11 protein-coding genes are annotated in these 17,529 nt (G+C 69.6%); 5 read left to right on the forward strand and 6 right to left on the reverse strand.

The window, feature by feature from the left end:
• Positions 1-51: 51 nt before the first annotated feature.
• Positions 52-1,227 carry an acetyl-CoA C-acetyltransferase gene (locus tag P5F91_RS17905; RefSeq protein ID WP_145611208.1) on the reverse strand — a complete coding sequence of 392 codons (1,176 nt, stop codon included), beginning with the start codon at positions 1,225-1,227 and terminating at the stop codon, positions 52-54.
• Between the two features lie 386 nt (positions 1,228-1,613).
• On the opposite strand from P5F91_RS17905, the gene P5F91_RS17910 reads away from it, so the two are divergent.
• From P5F91_RS17910 to P5F91_RS17920, 3 genes are all read left to right on the forward strand, one after another.
• A complete protein-coding gene (locus tag P5F91_RS17910) occupies positions 1,614-2,183 on the forward strand; it encodes a TetR/AcrR family transcriptional regulator (RefSeq protein WP_277907768.1) in 570 nt (189 codons plus the stop codon).
• Between the two features lie 95 nt (positions 2,184-2,278).
• Complete coding sequence (locus P5F91_RS17915; protein ID WP_145611206.1) at positions 2,279-3,193, forward strand: SDR family NAD(P)-dependent oxidoreductase; 915 nt, start codon at positions 2,279-2,281, stop codon at positions 3,191-3,193.
• A gap of 10 nt (positions 3,194-3,203) precedes the next feature.
• Positions 3,204-3,869 carry a Rossmann-fold NAD(P)-binding domain-containing protein gene (locus P5F91_RS17920; RefSeq protein ID WP_277907769.1) on the forward strand — a complete coding sequence of 222 codons (666 nt, stop codon included), beginning with the start codon at positions 3,204-3,206 and terminating at the stop codon, positions 3,867-3,869.
• Here the strand turns inward: P5F91_RS17920 and P5F91_RS17925 are convergent.
• Together P5F91_RS17925 and typA are read right to left on the reverse strand one after the other, a co-directional pair.
• On the reverse strand, positions 3,866-4,234 hold the full coding sequence (locus P5F91_RS17925; protein ID WP_145611204.1) for a cupin domain-containing protein: 369 nt from the start codon (positions 4,232-4,234) through the stop codon (positions 3,866-3,868). The two genes, P5F91_RS17920 and P5F91_RS17925, sit on opposite strands and share 4 nt — an antisense overlap.
• Before the next feature lie 149 nt (positions 4,235-4,383).
• Complete coding sequence (gene typA, locus P5F91_RS17930; protein WP_088872138.1) at positions 4,384-6,204, reverse strand: translational GTPase TypA; 1,821 nt, start codon at positions 6,202-6,204, stop codon at positions 4,384-4,386.
• 485 nt (positions 6,205-6,689) lie between these two features.
• Here typA and P5F91_RS17935 point away from each other — a divergent pair, with 485 nt between their 5' ends.
• Together P5F91_RS17935 and P5F91_RS17940 are read left to right on the forward strand one after the other, a co-directional pair.
• Positions 6,690-8,768: an autotransporter assembly complex protein TamA gene (locus P5F91_RS17935; protein WP_277907770.1), complete on the forward strand. Its 2,079-nt coding sequence runs from the start codon at positions 6,690-6,692 to the stop codon at positions 8,766-8,768.
• Positions 8,769-8,779: 11 nt separating this feature from the next.
• A complete protein-coding gene (locus tag P5F91_RS17940; RefSeq protein WP_277907771.1) occupies positions 8,780-13,408 on the forward strand; it encodes a translocation/assembly module TamB domain-containing protein in 4,629 nt (1,542 codons plus the stop codon).
• Positions 13,409-13,450: 42 nt separating this feature from the next.
• Here P5F91_RS17940 and P5F91_RS17945 read toward each other — a convergent pair whose 3' ends face one another.
• The 3 genes from P5F91_RS17945 to P5F91_RS17955 all read right to left on the reverse strand — a co-directional run bounded on the left by P5F91_RS17945 (position 13,451) and on the right by P5F91_RS17955 (position 17,267).
• Positions 13,451-14,230, reverse strand: coding sequence for an alpha/beta hydrolase (locus P5F91_RS17945; RefSeq protein WP_277907772.1), 780 nt, complete (start codon positions 14,228-14,230; stop codon positions 13,451-13,453).
• A 268-nt stretch (positions 14,231-14,498) separates the two neighbouring features.
• Positions 14,499-15,164: a LysE/ArgO family amino acid transporter gene (locus tag P5F91_RS17950; protein ID WP_088872141.1), complete on the reverse strand. Its 666-nt coding sequence runs from the start codon at positions 15,162-15,164 to the stop codon at positions 14,499-14,501.
• 159 nt (positions 15,165-15,323) lie between these two features.
• Positions 15,324-17,267 carry a chloride channel protein gene (locus tag P5F91_RS17955; protein ID WP_145611202.1) on the reverse strand — a complete coding sequence of 648 codons (1,944 nt, stop codon included), beginning with the start codon at positions 17,265-17,267 and terminating at the stop codon, positions 15,324-15,326.
• Positions 17,268-17,529: the final 262 nt, after the last annotated feature.

The following is a 17,529-nucleotide window of genomic DNA, read 5'->3' on the forward strand; positions in this document are numbered from 1 at the left end:
CGGAAAGATCAATCCGCCGGCGGCGCCCCCGGTTTCGCAACCGGGGAACACTCAGTCGCGGGCCACGCACATGGCGATGCCCATGCCGCCGCCGATGCACAGCGTGACCAGCCCCTTCTTGGCGTCACGCTTCTGCATCTCATGCAGCAGGGTCACCAGCACGCGGGCGCCGGAGGCACCGATGGGGTGACCCAGGGCGATCGCGCCGCCGTTGACGTTCACCTTGTCGTCGGGCCAGCCCATGTCCTTGTTCACGGCACAGGCCTGCGCGGCGAAGGCCTCGTTGGCCTCAACCAGGTCCAGGTCGGCAACGGTCCAGCCGGCGCGCTGCAGCGCCAGCTTGCTGGCCGGGATGGGGCCCGTGCCCATGATGGATGGGTCGACGCCGGCGGTGGCCCAGGAAACGATGCGGGCCAGCGGCTTCACCCCGCGCTTGGCGGCGTTCTCGGCCGTCATCAGCACCAGCGCCGCGGCGCCGTCGTTGATGCCCGAGGCGTTGCCGGCGGTGACGGTGCCGTCCTTGGCGAAGGCCGGGCGCAGCTTGGCCAGCGTCTCGGCGGTGGTGCCGGCCTTGGGGTATTCGTCGGCCTCGACCACCACGTCGCCCTTGCGGCCGGGCACGGTGACGGGGACGATCTCATCCTTGAAGCGGCCGGCCTTCTGCGCGGCCTCGGCCTTCTGCTGGCTGCCGGCGGCGAAGGCGTCCTGGGCCTCGCGGGAGATTTCCCACTTCTTGGCCACGTTCTCGGCCGTCGTGCCCATATGGTAATTGTTGAAGGCGTCCCACAGGCCGTCCTTGATCATGGTGTCCACCATGCTGGCGTCACCCATCTTGGTGCCGTTGCGCAGGTGGATGGCGTGGGGGGCCTGGCTCATGCTTTCCATGCCGCCGGCCACCACCACCTCGGCCTCGCCCAGGCGGATGGCCTGGAAGCCCTGGGCCACGGCGCGCAGGCCGGACCCGCAGACCTGGTCCAGGGTGTAGGCGGTGCGCTCCACCGGCACGCCGGCGGCGACGGACACCTGGCGGGCGCTGTTCTGGCCGGTGGCGGCCTTCAGCACATGGCCCAGCACGACCTCGGACACCTCGGCGGCGTCGACATGGGCGCGGCGCAGGGCCTCGGTGACGGCCACGGTGCCAAGAGCGACAGCCGACAGGCTGCTGAGCGCACCGTTGAAGCTGCCGATGGGCGTGCGCGCGGCGCCGGCGATGACCACTTCGACCATGATGTTCCTCTCTTCCCGAACGATTTCATGCCCCGTCTATCATAGGGCGGCCCGCCCCACCGGCGCCCCTGTCAAGGTTAACGGGGCCGGCGGGAAAGGCGGTGGAAATTCCGGTGGGGGCGGCCTTTCGTCATCCCCCGCCCCTAGTCTCGGCCATTTACCAATCCGGGCGCAAGCATGCTCACCAGCCGCCGCACCACCAAAGCGCGAAACACCCTTGCGTGCGGTTGCGCCCTTACGTCGAAACTTAACTTGCGCCTGCGGGCGCCGCCCTGATTCGGATCAAACACCGCACGCGTCTCTCCTGTGACGTCGCGCACTTGGCGTTCGAAACAAGGTCGCTATATTGAGTGCTCACTCACTCTTTATTCCCCTTGGTGGTTCCCATGGCCCGGCCCAAAAGCGAAGAGAAGCGCGACGCCATCCTGGCGGCGGCTGTCCAGGTCATCGCCGACCAGGGCCTGGGCGCCCCCACCGCCCGCATCGCCAGCCTGGCCGGGGTGGCGGAGGGCACCCTGTTCACCTACTTCGCCACCAAGGATTTGCTGCTGAACCAGTTGTACCTGGCGCTGAAGGCGGAATTGCGCGACGCCATGATGGCCGCCTATCCCGCCGACGGCCCGCTGCGCGACCGGGTGCGCCACATCTGGGACCGCTATGTCGACTGGGGCGTGCGGGGCCCGGCCAAACGCCGCGCCATGGCCCAGTTGATGGTGTCGGACCGCCTGACGCCCGAGACCCGGGCGCTGGGCAGCGAGGGTTTCGCCCGCATCGACGGCGTGGTGCGGGAGGGCGTGGCCCAAGGCCTGATGCGGGACCAGCCCCCTGATTTCGTGGCCGCCATCCTGACCTCGCTGGCGGAAACCACCATGGATTTCATCCTGCGTCAGCCCGACAGCGCCGAGCGTTACCGCGCCGCCGGTTTCGACGCCCTCTGGAACGCCCTCAGCCGCTAAAGGCCGAGGCGTATCCACCGGGCTCATGCCTGTTCCCCGCCTGATAAATGAGTGATTGATCGCTCAATTTTTCTTCCACCTATGGAGTCTTCATCATGAGCAACGTTTCAAAAGTTTGGTTGGTTACCGGCAGCGCCGCCGGCCTGGGCCGCGATATCGCCGAGGCCGTGCTGGCCGCCGGTCACCGCCTGGTGGCCACCGCCCGCCAGCCGGAGCGGCTGGCCGACCTGCACGCTCGGTATGGCGACCAGGTGCGCCCCCTGGCGCTGGACGTGACCGACGCGGCCGCCGCCCGCGCTGCCGTGGCCCTGACGGTGGAGGCCTTCGGCCGCCTGGACGTGGTGGTGAACAACGCCGGCTATGCCGACGTCGCCCCGTTCGAACAGATGGACCTGGAGGTCTTCCGCGCCCAGATCGACACCAACCTGATGGGCGTGGTCAACGTCACCCATGCCGCCCTGCCGGTGATGCGGGCCCAGCGCGCCGGCCACATCCTGCAGGTGTCATCCGTCGGCGGGCGGCTGGGCCGGCCGGGGCTCAGCGCCTACCAGGCGGCCAAATGGGCCGTGGGTGGCCTGACGGAAGTTCTGGCGGGGGAGATCAACCCACTGGGCATCCAGATCTGCGCCCTGGAGCCCGGCGGCATGCGCACCGGCTGGGGCACCCGCTCGCTGCGCGACACGCCGGCCATCATGCCGGACTACCAGACCTCGGTGGGCGCGCTGGTGGAGATGTTCAAGCCCTATATCGGCAATGAGGCCGGCGACCCGGCCAAGATCGCCCAGCTGATCCTGCGCCTGGCCGACCACCCCACCCTGCCCCCGCACCTGCTGCTGGGCAGCGACGCCCTGCATTACTTTGGCTTGGCCGATGGCCAGCGCGCGGCCCAGCTGGCGGCGTGGGAAGCGGTCAGCCGCTCCACCGACGTGGCCTATGACGGCCCCGTCCCCGCCCTGCCGGAGACGGCGCCCCAGGCGGTTCTCACCCCGCCCGCCGCCCGTCAGTCGTGAGGACAGCCCCATGAAGGTCATCCTGTTCGGGGCGACCGGCATGGTGGGCCAGGGGGTCATGCGGGAATGCCTGCACGACCCCCGGGTCACCCAGGTCCTGGCCGTGGGCCGCACCGCGACCGGCGTGACCCACCCCAGGCTGTCGGAACTGACCCACCCGGCCATGGACCGGTGGGAAACGCTGGACGGGCTGCTGGCCGGCTATGACGCCTGCTTCTTCTGCTTGGGCGTCTCCTCATCCGGCATGACCGAGGACGCCTATACCCGCATCACCCACGGCCTGACGCTGGAGGTGGCGCGCACCCTGGCCCGCCTGAACCCGGGCATGACCTTCATCTACGTCTCCGGATCCGGCACGGACGGGACGGAGCGGGGGCGCACCATGTGGGCAAGGGTCAAGGGCCGGACGGAAAACGATTTGCGGCGCCTGCCCTTCAAGGCGGTGTACCTGTTCCGCCCCGGCCTGATCTCGCCCCTGCACGGCGCCCGGTCCAAGACGCGGGCCTACCGCCTGTTCTACACACTGACGGCGCCGCTGCTGCCCCTGGCCCGCCGCCTGTTCCCCAACCAGGTGCTGACCACGGTGGAGATCGGCCAGGCCATGCTGAACGCCGCCGAGAGAGGAGCACCCCAGGCGGTGCTGGAGACAGCAGATATTCGCAGGGTGGTCGCTTAAATCCACACGTCGTTCAGCGCCGTGCGCTCACCCGTGCCGGCGTCGCCCGTGTTGACCACGCCGCGCGGTTCGATCAGCAGCAGCTTCACCTCCGCCTCGGCCGAGGGCTTGTGCTCCACGCCCTTGGGCACCACGGCCATCTCACCAGGACCCAGGGTGATGGCGCCGTCGCGGAAGTCCAGGCGGAGCGTTCCCTCCAGCACGATGAAGGTCTCATCCGTGTCGGCATGGGCGTGCCAGAGGAAGTCGCCCTCGAGGCGCGAAAGCTTGAACTGATAGTCGTTCATTTCCGCCACCACCTTGGGCTGCCACTGCTCGGTGAACAGGGCGAACTTGTCGGCGAAGCGGATGGGGGTGGGCGGCATGACGGTCTCCGGTTTGATGTGGGCGGCACCATGCCGCCCCACCGGCACACCGGTATTGGACGTTCGTGCGCGGCGCGTCCTTAAACGAAAACCCCGCCCACCGGTGGGTGGACGGGGCTTCGAACTGATCAAACCGGAAGGGCCAGCGATCAGCCGGCTTCGGCCTGCTTCTGGGCGCGCTTGCGGTCGGTCGGGTCCAGCAGGCGCTTGCGCAGGCGGATGGACTTCGGCGTCACTTCAACCAGTTCCTCGTCCTCGATGTAGGCCAGGGCCTTTTCCAGGGACATGTCCATCGGCGTGGTCAGGCGCACGGCCTCGTCCTTGCCGGCGGCGCGGATGTTGGTCAGCTGCTTGCCCTTCAGGACGTTCACTTCCAGGTCGTTGCCACGGCTGTGCTCGCCGATGATCATGCCCTGGTACACCTTGGCGCCCGGCTCGATCATCATGGGACCGCGATCTTCCAGGTTCCACAGGGCGTAGGCCACGGCCTCACCCTCGCCGTTGGAGATCAGCACGCCGTTGCGCCGGCCCTGGATGGGGCCCTTGTACGGGGCGTAACCGTGGTACAGGCGGTTCATCAGGCCGGTGCCGCGGGTGTCGGTCAGGAACTCGCTCTGGTAACCGATCAGGCCGCGCGACGGCACGTGGAACACCAGGCGGACCTTGCCGGCGCCGGACGGACGCATCTCCAGCATGTCGCCCTTCCGCTCGGAGATTTTCTGGACGACGACGCCCGAGAATTCCTCGTCCACATCGACCACCACTTCCTCGATCGGCTCCATGCGCTGGCCGTTCTCGTCCGTCTTCAGCAGCACGCGGGGACGGGAGATCGACAGCTCATAGCCTTCGCGGCGCATGTTCTCGATCAGGATGCCCAGCTGCAATTCGCCACGGCCGGCCACCTCGAACGCGTCGGCGTTCTCGGTCTCGCGCACCCGCAGGGCGACGTTGCCCTCGGCCTCGCGCATCAGGCGGTCGCGGATCATGCGGCTGGTGACCTTGTCGCCTTCGCGGCCGGCCAGCGGGCTGTCGTTGACGCTGAAGGTCATGGCCAGGGTCGGCGGGTCGATGGGCTGGGCGGCCAGCGGCTCGGACACCAGCGGCTCGCAGATGGTGTCGGCCACGGTGGTCTTGGTCAGGCCGGCGATGGCGACGATGTCACCCGCCTGCGCCTCTTCCACGCCCACGCGCTCCAGCCCGCGGAAAGCCAGCAGCTTGGAGATGCGGCCCTGCTCGATCAGCTTGCCGTCAGCGGTCAGGGCCTTGATGGCCATGTTGGCGCGGGCGACACCGGTCTGGATGCGGCCCGTCAGCAGACGGCCCAGGTAGGGGTTGGCTTCCAGCGTGGTGGCCAGCATGGTGAAGGGAGCGTCGACGTCCACCTTGGGCGCCGGCACGTGGCGCAGCACCAGCTCGAACAGCGGGCGCATGTCCTCACGCGGGGCGTCCAGGCTTTCCGCCGCCCAGCCGTTGCGGCCCGAGGCGAACAGGGTCGGGAAGTCCAGCTGCTCGTCGCTGGCGTCCAGCGCCGCGAACAGGTCGAACACCTCGCTGTGCACTTCGTCCGGACGGGCGTCGGAACGGTCGACCTTGTTGATGACGACGATGGGCTTCAGGCCCAGCTTCAGCGACTTGCCCAGCACGAACTTGGTCTGCGGCAGCGGGCCCTCGGCGGCGTCGCACAGCAGGATGACGCCGTCGACCATGCTCAGGATACGCTCCACCTCGCCGCCGAAGTCGGCGTGGCCGGGGGTGTCGACGATGTTGATGCGGGTGCCTTCCCACAGGACGCTGGTGCACTTCGCCAGGATGGTGATGCCGCGCTCACGCTCCAGGTCGTTGCTGTCCATGGCGCGCTCGGCGACCTGCTGGTTGTCGCGGAAAGCGCCCGACTGGCGCAGCAGCACGTCAACCAAGGTGGTCTTGCCATGGTCGACGTGCGCGATGATGGCGATGTTACGCATATCCATTGGACGCTAATCCCGCGAAGCTTGGGGCCCGGTCCAAAAACGCGACGTGCGCCTGGCGATGGCCCAAAAACAAAAGCCCGCCCCCTGACGCATCGGCGCCGGGACCGGGTTTCACGAGGCGGAATATAGCTATTGGCAGGGTCGGGAGAAAGGCCTGCCGAAGGGGGTTGGACGCAAGAGGGGGTTACGGGTACCGCAAGGCAGACTATAAATTTGCCACGATCTTGTTGGTTAAGCTCATGTCCGCCGGCCCTTTTTCCTCACTCGGGGCACCTGGGCCGGCCCCGGTGCGTCACAAAGACTTAACGCTGCCCGCCAGCGGATGGGTCGAAAAACAAGGAGGCAAAACCCCCGCCCGGGCGCCCCGCCCCGGCCCGTCATCCGCCTGGCCCCAAAGCCCGCCCGACCACCCGCAGCCGTTGGAGCCCGCGTCGCCCTTCGCCGCCCCCCGCCTTCAGCACCGAGCGCCGGTCCGCCCGATCGCCTTGGCGCTGCTCCCCTCCCTGAGCTTGGCCCTGCCCCTGGTGTGCTGGTCCGCGCAGGGATACGCCCAAGATGCGCCCGCGGCCCAGCCGGCGCCGTCGCCCGCCACACCGCCGTCCAAGCCCGACGACGCGGCCGCTGAGGATGCGACCAAGGACGGACGCCCTCAAGGCGCGGCCCAGACCGCCGACACGCCCGCGGACTCGTCCAATGATGCGGACACGCCCGGCGCCGTGCTGGCGCGCAAGGCGGAGCAGGCGCCCGACGCCGCCCCTGCCGGCCAGCCGGACGCGGAGCCACCACCGGCGACCTACACCGTGGATTTCCACCCGGCCCCGGGGGTTGAGGCCGACGACGGCCTGATGGACGTGCTGCGCAGCGCCTCTTCCCTCATCACCCTGCAGAACGATCCGCCGTCGTCGCTGCTGGGCCTGGAGAAGCGCATCGACAACGATTACGACAAGCTGGCGGCCGCATTGCGTTCCGAAGGCTATTTCGACGGCAGCGTCATGGTGAAGGTGGACGCCGACGCCAAACCGGTGGCCGTGGTCATCGAGGTGACACCGCGCCAGCGCTACACGATCTCCAAGATCACCCTGACCCAGACCGACGGCTCCCCGCCCCCCGGCGGCCCGCTGGACCTGGGCAAGCTGCACCTGAAGCCGGGCGACCCCGCCCGGGGGCCGGCCATCCGTGACGCGGAGGCGGCCGTGACGCCCCTGATGGCGACGCGCGGCTACGCCCGCGCCAAGGTGGGACAGCGCGACCTGGCGGTGGACGTGCAGGCCCACACCATGGCCGTGGCCTTCACCCTGGACCCGGGGCCGCTGGTGCGCTTCGGCCCCACCACCTTCACCGGGCTGGGCCGCCTGGACCCCGAGGTCGCCTATGGCCGCCTGCCGTGGAAGCCGGGCGACGTGTACGACCCGGCCAAGGTCGATACCGCCCGCAACAAGCTGACGGACCTGGGCGTCTTCTCCCAGGTGCGGGTGGTTCTGGACGACGTGCCGGGCACGGTGCAGCCGGACGGGTCGCGCGAGGTTCCCATGCTGGGCCAGATGGAGGAACGGGATCGCCACTTCGTCAACACCGGCCTAACCTACGGCACCACCGACGGGGCGGCCGCCACCGCCACCTGGGGCGACCGCAACTTCCTGGGCGGGGCGGAGGCGCTGACCGTCACCGGGTCCATCGGCGGCATCGCCCGCAAGAAGTTCCGCGATTCCGACGGGTTGGACTACAGCCTGGGCACCACCCTGAAGAAGCCCGACTTCCTGGAAACCGACACCACGCTGAACCTGTCGGCGCTGGCGGTTTCCGAACATCCCGAGGCTTATTCCCGCGACGCCATCACCCTGGGCGCCATCGTCACCCACCCGCTGACGCCCCATCTGACGGCCAGCGCCGGCGTGACGCTGGAGCAGTCCTCCATCCGGCAGGACTTGACGGGCAACGGCGTGCTGACCACCACCGACAACACCCTGGTGGGCGTGCCGGTGACGCTGAACTTCGACAATACCGACAACCTTTTGAACCCCACGCAGGGTTATCGCTGGAACACCGGCCTCATCCCCTATTTCAGCCCCTTCGGCGACAGCGGCACCTTCGTCATCGGCAAGGCCGGCGGCAGCGGCTATTGGGCGCTGGATAATGACAAAGCCTATGTCTTCGCGGCGCGGGTGAACCTGGGCGCCGTCTTCGGCGGCTCGCTGGCCCTGGTGCCGGCCGACAAGCGGTTCTTCGCCGGCGGCGGCGGCTCGGTTCGCGGCTACGCCTATCAGAAGGTCGGCCCGCTGGACGTCAACAACGACCCCACCGGCGGCCGCTCGCTGATCGAGACCAGCGCCGAGCTGCGCATCCGCCTGACCGACACCATCGGCCTGGTGCCCTTCATCGACGGCGGCAACGTCTTCGAATCCGCCTATCCGGACCTGAGCCAGGGCATGCGCTGGGGCGCCGGCCTGGGCGTGCGCTATTTCACCTCTTTCGGTCCCCTGCGCCTGGACGTGGGCGTGCCGCTGGATCGCCGCAGCGGCGACAGCATGTGGCAGCTGTACGTCAGCATCGGCCAGTCCTTCTGACGGAACCCGGCATGTCCGACACCCTTCCACCGCCCGGTCCCGCCCCCGCCCCGCCGCCCCCTCACCGTTCCTGGGGACGGCGCCTGCTGTCGGCTGGCCATGTCGCGGCCTTCGCCATCCTGGGCATCGTCGCCGGCCTGGCCGCCGCGGCGGGCATCGGCCTGTGGTGGATGGACACGGGCTCCGGCCGTGCCTTCGCCACCCGCCAGGCGGAGGCCAATGTGCCGGGCCTGAAGGTGGAGGGCCTGTCGGGCCTGCCCTTCCACCCCCGGGTGGCGCGCGCCACCCTGGTGGATCTGATCACCGGCAAGCCCTGGCTGCTGGTGGAGGACGCGGCGCTCGACTGGCGGCTGCTGCCCCTGGCCCACCGCGAACTGGCCGTGGACGCGCTCAGCGCCCGGCGCATCTGGGTGGCCCAGCCGGCCCCCTCGCTGGAGCCGCCGCCGGACGGCACGGTCAAGGACGACGCCAATCCCCTGACCCTGCCCTTCAGCATCACCCTGGCCCGCCTGGACCTGCCGCGCATCGAGCTGGCGCCCAGCCTGGCCGGCGGCCAGGGGGCGGCGCTGTCCACCAGCGGCACGGTGCGGCTGGGGCCCAACCTGGACGGCGACAGCCGCCTGACCCTGACGCAGCTGGACGGCGGGGCCGCCCATGGCGAGCTGACCGCCCGCTTCACGGCACCCGGCTTGACCAGCCCCGGCAGCCTGACCCTGGAGCTGCGCGGGCAGGAGGAGGCGGGCGGCCTGGTGGCCCGCCTGGCCGGCCACCCTGAACTGGGGCCGCTGACCCTGGACCTGACGGGCAGCGGGCCGCTGGACCGGTTCCAGGCGCACCTGGACCTGAAGGAGACGCCGCAGGCGGCCAAGGCCGCCGATGGCGGCAGCATCACCCCGCGCGCCGTGGCCCTGGTGGCCGACGTGGGCCTAGACCGGCCCAAGGGCAAGGCCAAGCGTGTCACCCTGGACCTGAAGGCCGCCCCCGGCCGCCTGTTGCCCGACAATCTGGTGTGGATGTCGGGCGACGCCGCCACCCTGCAGACGGCCGCCACCCTGGCCGATGACGGCACCATCACCCTGGAAAGCCTGGATCTGGCCGCCGCCTTCGGTCGCGTCACAGCCAAGGGCAGCCTGAAGGACAAGGGTGGCGACCTGACCCTGCAACTGGTGCCGGCGGCGCCGGAGGCCCTGTCCCCCGCCGTGCCCGGCCTGGCGCTGGGCAAGCTGGACGCCGTGCTGCACACCACCGACCCGGCGGCGGGCAAGGCCGGCGCCAAGAAGCAGCGCATGGTGACTGCCGACCTGACGGTGGAGGAACTGGGCTACAACGACGCCCATGTGCGCCACCTGACCGCCACCACCAAGCTGCAGGAGGACGGCACCCGCCTGTTGCTGGACCTGACGTCCAAGCTGCAGGGCCTGGATGCGCCCGGGCTGCCCCCGGCCCTGACCGACCATGCCGACCTGGCCCTGACCGGCGCGCTGGACCGCGCCAGCGGCAACATCCAGGTGGACAAGCTGGACCTCACGGGCGGTATCGGCCACCTGACAGGCAGCGGCAGCGCCCAGGCCTGGGGCCGCCAGGCCAAGGGCAGCCTGAAGCTGGCCGATGGCGAGCTGGCCACGCTGATGGCCCTGGCCAATGGGGGCGGCACCAGCGGCAAGGAACCGCCCAGCGCGAAGCCGGCGCCCGAGGACATCATCACCGGCCACGTGGCGGCGACGGTGGAGGGCACGGTGGCCGACGGCGTGGCCGAGGGCACGCTGTCCGTGCAGGCGACCGACCTGCGCACCGGCCAGCCGACGGAGGACGCGCTGCTGGCCGGCCGGGCGGAGATCAGCGGCAAGGTCCGCGCCACCCTGGACGGCAAGGACGTGGCGGTCACCCCGCTGACCGTGCGCACCGGCGCCATCGACCTGGCCGGCAACGTCACGCTGAAGGACAACACCCTGACGGCCGACCTGAAGGGCAGCGGCCAGGTGGTGGGCAACCCGGCCAGCGTGGCCGCCCATGTGGTCAAGACGGGGCCCCGCCTGACCGTGCGCGACCTGGCGGCGGCATTGGGCCCGAACAAGCTGGAGGGCGGGCTGGACGCCGACCTGGACCGGCGGCTGGCCACCGGCAAGCTGGCCGCAACCTTCCCCGACCTGTCCAGCCTGGGCGCCCTGGCCGGCACGCGCCTGGCGGGCCGCGCCAAGGCCGACATCGTGCTGGGCGCCGCCGCGGCCGCCCCGGCGCCCGCGCGTGCCGTCCGGCAAGCCAAGGCCCAGCAGCCCAAGGCGAAGAAAGGCCAGCCCGCCCCGCCGCCCCCCGCGCCCGCCAGGGGCGCCACCCAGGGCGTGGACCTGAAGGTGGTGCTGGACGAGCTGGTGGTGGAGGACCAGCGCATCCATCAGGCCACCTTGAGCGGCCATGTCGACGACGTGCTGGGCAGCCCCCGCCCCAACGTCACCCTGGCGGCCGACGGCATCGAGGCCGGCCAGGTGCTGGTCAACAAGGTGACCGCCGCCTGGCGCGGCACGCTGGGCGAGGGCGACATCACCCTGGCCCTGGACGGCACCACGGGCGTGGGCAGCGTGGGCCGCCGCCGCGCCTTCCAGGTGGAAAGCGCCGGCCACCTGACCCAGGCGCCGGAGCCCCGGTCGCCGAAGGAGGCGCGAGGGCCCACCGTGGCGCGGCTGGACCAGCTGGACGGCCGCCTGGACCAGACCACCCTGAAGCTGGCCGCCCCCGCCACCATCACCGTGGCCAAGGGCAGCGTGGCGGTGAAGGGCCTGGACGTGGCGCTGGGCACCGGCCGCATCCGCGCCGACCTGGCGCTGAACGGCAAGGAGGTGACGGCGCAGGTGGAGGCGACGGCCCTGCCGCTGGCGCTGGCCGCCCTGGCCGACCCGGCGCTGACCCTGGCCGGCACCCTGGACGCCAAGGTCACGGCCAGCGGCACCGCCGCCAACCCCACGGCCGACGCCACCGTCAGCATCCGCGGCCTGTCCATGCAGCAACTGGCCGTGACCCTGGACAGCGGGGCAACCGAGGCGCCGGGCACCGCACCCGAGGCCACGCCCGACGGCAAGCCCGCCGTCAGCGCGACCGTCGCCAACAATCCGGCCAACGCCACCGGCGCCGACACCACCCCGGCCAAGAAAAAGACGCTGGAGGTCAAGAACAGCGCCGACCGGCGGCTGAACGCCGACGCCACCCTGACCGCCGCCTGGCGCGGCGGGCGGCTGCGCAGCACCCTGGCGGCCCATACCGCCGACGGTGCGGTTGACCTGAACGCCGAGGCCGACACGCCCCTGGCGCTGAATCCGGAGACGATGTCGCCGGTGATCCAGGGGCCGGTCAGCGCCAAGATCAATGGCCGGACGGAGCTGTCGCGCTACAACGACTTCCTGGCTGCCTCGGCCCAGCGCATGGGCGGCAAGGTTTCAGTCGACCTGGCGGTGGCCGGCACGGTGGCGGATCCGAAGGTCACCGGTTCGGTCGACCTGATCGACGCGAAGTATGAGAACGGCGGCACCGGCACCCAGATCTTCGGCTTGAACGCCCATCTTGTGGGCGACGCGCGCGGCCTGGCGGTGGAGAAGTTCCACGGCAACACGGCCGACGGCGGTGCCGTGGATTTAAGCGGCCGCATCAACCTGGGCGATCCCAACGCCCAGGAAAAGGCGCCCGTGCTGGACCTGCACGTCACCACAACCAACGCCCGCCTGCTGCGCACCGACCCCATCACCGCCTGGGTGGACAGCGACCTGACGCTGAAGGGCCTGATGAACAAGCCGGACCTGGCCGGCACCGTGCGCCTGCGCGAGACCTGGGTCGGCCTGCCGGACAAGCCGCCGGCCGACGTGGCCGACCTACCCGTGCGCTACGTCAACGGCCGGCCGCGCCAACCGCAGGGCCAGATGTCGGCCGCCGGCGGCGGGCTGCTGGTCCATCTGAAGGTGGACATCAAGGCGCGCAACCGCATCTACGTCCAGGGCCGGGGCCTGACGGCGGAGTTCGCCGCCGACATGCAGGCGCGCGGCACCAGCGCCGACCCGCAGCTGACCGGCCGGGTCTTCCTGGTGAAGGGTGATTTCAGCGCCCAGGGCCAGACCTTCACCCTGACCAAGAGCGACATCACCTTCACCGGCGACAGCGACCCCCTGCTGGACATCTCCGCCTCCTCCACCAAGGCGGACTTCACGGCCATCTTGAACATCACCGGCCGCCTGTCCAAGCCCACCGTGGCCCTGACCTCGGACCCACCCCGCCCGCAGGACGAGGTGCTGTCCCGCCTGCTGTTCGACCGGCCCATCAGCCAGATCAGCGCGCTGGAGGCCTTGCAGTTGGCGCAGGGCGTGGCCCAGCTGTCGGGCGTGCTGGGCAGCGGCCCGGGCATCCTGGACAACGTGAAGCGCAACCTGGGCATCGACCGCCTGGAATTCTCCAGCGCCGCCGTCGGCTCCAGCGCCTTCGGCACGGTCACCGCCGGCCGCTACATCAACAGCCGCACCTATGTCGGCGTCAGCCAATCGGTGGGCGGCACCGGCACCAACGTCACCCTGGAATACGCCCTGACCTCCCGCCTGCGCCTGAACGGTGCCGTCGGCAGCACGGACGACACGGTGGGCCTGAAGTACCAGTGGGATTATTAGAGCCGTGGGCGATCAACCCTAACCCAGGAAATATGGCCGGTCTTAGTGACTATGGCCTTGCTCGTCTTCTGGGAATTTGGATTGATCTTTAATGAAATCTAGAATTGGCCGCCAATATTCATCATCGGGAGTTTTATATAAGGCATTATGGCCATAGCCATGCAGCAGAACAAAAAATTTTTCCTGCCTCACCGCTGCAAAAATCCCGCGGCCATCCTCGGAAGGGACCACTTTATCGCCATCACTGGCGATTAAAAGCACGGGCGTGGAGATGGCCGGCGCGGCCTTCACATTGTTCCACCAGTCCGGCATCACGTAGGACATCAAGCGAGGAAACCAGCCAAGACGGGCCATCTGGGCGCGCAACGACACAAACGCGTTGGCAAGGATCAGCCCTTTGGGCTGTTCGTCCATTTGAGGCAACGCCTCCAGTAAAACGCCGTTGCCCATCGAATGAGCCAACAGAAAAAGCCGGGAGTTGCCGAAGCGGGCCTTCCCAAAGCCAAACGCCGCAAGCGCGTCCTGATGAAGAACCTCGAATGTGGGTCCTGGGGAACTGTAGCCTGAACCGGTGTAGTCGAATACCAGCGACGAGACACACTGGGCGTAGAGCAGCGCCTGGGCCTTCGCCCACATGGAAATAGTCTCGCCGACGCCGTGGTAGATGACCAATCCTGGAACGCCCCGGCAGTGTGGCGGAGCGCTGACAAGATATCCATCGAGATGGCGCGGACCGCTGGGAATTGAAACGCGTTCGAACGGAACGCCCAAGTCCTGCGGCGTTTCCAGACCATTCGGACCTGTGGTCAGGGTATGCGCCATGATAAGGTTACATCCGCTCAGAAGCAGGGCCGCGGCAATCAGCCCAGACATGGCCGTCCCTCGCATGCCCGTCTCCGCGCATCGTCGCTCGCCGACATCATGCCGAACGGGCAAGGGAAGCGGAAAGGGTATTCTCCATAGCCTGACGGATCAGGGGCACAGCCCTTCCATGGCCCGCCCGAGCCCTGCCGATAGGTTCTTGTCCCGCTGGTGGCGAGCAAGGGTCTGGCCATGAACCTCCACTGCCGCCGCTTGAGGCGCTTGAGGCTCACTTACTAATAAAAGCCCCGACCAGGTCCTGCAAATTCTCCGGCACCAGGGAGAAGAAGCTGAGCAGGGCCATCAGGCCCACCACGCCCAGCACCACGCCGGTGCCCCGGTTGATCCACAGGACGAGGCGCGGTGTGAAGTGGTGGCGGATGAGGAAGGTGCCGCCGCACAGGATGGACCACCAGCTCAGCGAGCCCAGGAACACGCCCAGGGTCATGGTGCCGGCCTTGGCATGGTCCAGGGCGCCGCCGAAGCCCACCACGACGGTGATGATGCCCATGATGGTGATGGGGTTGGTCACCGTCAGGAACAGGCCGGTGCCGACGGAGCCGATCAGGTTGCCGGCGTCGGGCGGCCTGTTCTTGCGCTCGTGCGGTTCCTTGAGCAGCGAATGGATGGCGGCGCCCAGCAGGAAGATGCCGCCGATGAGGCGCAGTTCCTTCACGTGGCCCAGCAGGGCCTCCAGGATGGCGTTGACGCCGAAGGCCGCCACGCCACCGAAGAAGCCGTCGGCCAGGGCGGAGCCGAAGCCGGTGGCGAGCCCCGCGATGATGCCCCGCTCCACCGTCCGCCGGATGCACAGCAGCCCGATGGGGCCGACCGGCGCCGCGATGGCCAATCCCAGGACGATACCCCGGATCAACACGCCGAAATCATCGAACAATGCGGACTATCCCTGAGAAGTAAGGCAGGCGGCACCCCGGAGGGTTCCGGGCGCGGACGCCGCACTGAACATGGGGCCGCCCCCGTGATGCAACATCGGCGCACCGGGCGCAACGCCTAAGGCGATCTATAGCCCTGTCTAGTTGAAGAGTTCGCGGCGTCAGACACCGCCGAACAGGTCGCGCACGCCCAGTTCGTCGCCGCGCCGGCGCTCCAGCTCCTGCGAATAGCGGCGAAGGGCGTAGGCCTCGGTCAGGTAGCCGACGACGCGGCGACTGCTGACCCCCTCCACCACCGGCAGGCTGTCGGCGTCCCAGTCGGCGAAGCGCTGCAGGGCCATGCGCACCGACTGGTCGGGCAGCAGGAAATGCTCGCGGTCGCGCGCCACCTCCGCTGCCCGCTGGTCGGCCGGCAGCTCGTGCTGGGGGTCGTGCACCGCGTTCATGTCCACCCGGCCGGCGAAGGCGCCGTTGGGATCCAGGGCGAACACCGTCTTGGCGCTGCCGGGCGGGTAGTGGCCGCGCAGGGCGCCCAGGGTGATGTCGGCCGGCACCGTCTTGGGGTCGCCGCGCATCAGCCGGCCCACGGTCATGTCCTTGACCCAGCCGATGTCGTGACCGCCCCGGATCTGCACGCCGCGCTGGTGGAAGCGCCAGGTGGCGAAGGAATAGCCGAAGGTCTCGCGCACCAGCAGGGTGGAGGCGATGACGCCCATGAGCACGCCGGCCGAAGCGCGCAGGTCGCCCGTCAGCTCCAGCACCAGCAGCACCATGGTCACGGGCGCGCCCACGACAGCGGCGGCAAAGGAGCCCATGCCCACCAGCATGACGGCGGAGCGCTGGGCCACCAGGTCCCAGGGCAGCAGGGTCCCGATGTCGGACACCATGCTGCCGAACAGGCTGCCCAGCAGCAGGGAGGCGCTGAACAGGCCACCACGGAAGCCTGCGCCCAGGCACAGCGCGGACGCCACAACCTTGGCCACCAGCATCACGAAGGCCAGGCCCAGGCCGTAGCCATGGTCGAAGCCGTACTGCAGGGCGCCCTGCCCACCCCCCAGCACCCCCGGGAGCACCAGGGCCATGGGCCCCAGCAGCAGCCCGCCCAGGACGGGGTGCAGCGCGCGGGGAATGGGCAGCTGGCGGAACAACCGTTCCGCATGCGTAACGGCCTGCATGGTGAGGATGGCCAGGGCCCCGGCGGCGAGGCCGACCAGCAGGAAGGTCGCGAAATCGCCGCCCCGGATGACCGGCGGCTCGGCCAGGATGAACAGGGCCGGGCGGTTCAGCGCCATCTGTGCCACCTGGTTCGCGACCACGGCGGCGACGCAGACCGGCGCCAGCGTCGCCATGGTATAGGTGCCGATGACCAGTTCGAACGCGTAGAAGGCGCCCGCCAAGGGGGCGGTGAAGGCGGCGGAGATGGCTGCCGCCGCTCCGCACCCCACGAGGGTGCGCAGATCATTGCGCCGCAGGTTCAGCCGCCGGCCGAAGTTGGACGCCAGACCGGCGCCGGTCTGGGTGAAGGCCGCCTCCATTCCGACCGAACCGCCGGCGCCGTGCGATACGACGATGGACAGGGTCAGGCGCAAGCTGTCGCGCAGGGACATGCGGCCGCCATACAGGGCGTTGGCTTCGATGGGGTCGACGGTGTCACGGGCGCGGCGGAACAGCAGGCCCAGGCCCGCCAGCAGGGCGCCGCCCACCACCGGCGCGGCCAGCGTCAGGCTGGACGGGATGAACAGGGCGCTGCTGATGTGATCGCCGAACGGCACCTTGAAGGCCAGGCTGTGCAGCGCCAGCACCAGGGCGTGCAGCCCCGCCACCGCCAGGCCCACGCCGATGCCCACCGGCACGCTGAGCAGGGCCAGGGACAGCTCGGAGGAGCGCAGGCCCTTGGGCGTCAGGGCATGGGTCAGCGCCCGCCAGACCACCGGCAGGCGGCGGCTGGCGCGCCGGCGCGGCCCGCCCTGCTGCGCCGCGCCCTGTTGCGGTCCATGGGTGGAGCCCACGGCCGCCGCGGCCGTTCCTTCCGCCTCCGCCTCTGGCGCGGACTCCGGGCCGGAGGGCGCGGCCGGTGTCTGCTGGGAAGGCGGGAAGGTATCCATGGTATCGGGGAAATGGGGCCGCGTCCGATCAGGACAAGGGTGATAGCAGGGGACCGGGCCGATATGGACGATAAAAGCGGCGCTTCTATGGAAAAGGGCGGCCGTCCCGGAGGACGCCGCCCTTCACGTTCACACGCGTGGCATTTGATCGTGGCCGCTCAAATGCACCTCAGGCGCCGGGCGGCTGCATCCGCAGCCTTGGCTATCCTCGCTCCGCCCTGCGGTGCTCGCTGCGGCGCCCGCAGTCGCGGGCTACAGCGGC

Origin of the sequence: Nitrospirillum amazonense (genome assembly GCF_029594735.1) — a bacterium.
GTDB lineage: Bacteria > Pseudomonadota > Alphaproteobacteria > Azospirillales > Azospirillaceae > Nitrospirillum > Nitrospirillum amazonense.